The organism is Bradyrhizobium sp. LeoB3 (genome assembly GCF_055456055.1).
The window spans coordinates 1-479 of record NZ_JBVBEF010000376.1 but is presented as its reverse complement, the minus strand read 5'-3'; the positions used below and the strand labels follow the sequence as shown (position 1 = coordinate 479).

1 protein-coding gene is annotated in these 479 nt (G+C 60.5%); it reads right to left on the bottom strand.

From position 1 onward, the window contains the following. Window positions 1–189: 189 nt before the first annotated feature. Complete coding sequence (locus tag ACZXDY_RS46400) at window positions 190–429, bottom strand: hypothetical protein (protein ID WP_464350086.1); 240 nt, start codon at window positions 427–429, stop codon at window positions 190–192. Window positions 430–479: the final 50 nt, after the last annotated feature.

Genomic DNA, 479 nt, shown 5'->3' with positions numbered 1-479 from the left:
GATCTTCGCAATCACCGGACTTACCATGACCGCTCCAGCCTCTCAGGCTTTTGCAGAACCTTCCGCACACTACCCTCGTGGATCCACTCTGGACGGTCAGGCACCTTTGTTCCCTTGATCGGGATGCAGGGAAGGTACTTCGGTTTAAGCATGCCTCGGAGATAGGTATCCGGTGCGGGGAATGCGAATCTAGGATAGCGCCACAAGAGGGAGAGCCAACTGCACGCCTATCGGCCGGCCGGTGTGGGTCTCGATGAACTCTCGTAGCGCCTCGGAGATCTCGCAGCCTTCCTGGTCGACGCGCCGGGCCAGCTCAAGCGCAATGTCCTCGGAGGCGTCGCGCGACCAGCCCTCGACCGGATTGAACGCTACGACGCGCAGCGGCTGCTCGTACTGACCGGAAATGTATGGTCCGGCCGCGCGTTGCAAGCGGTTTCGTCAACCTGGCAGATGCGGTCTTGCATCAATGTATCCGGCCT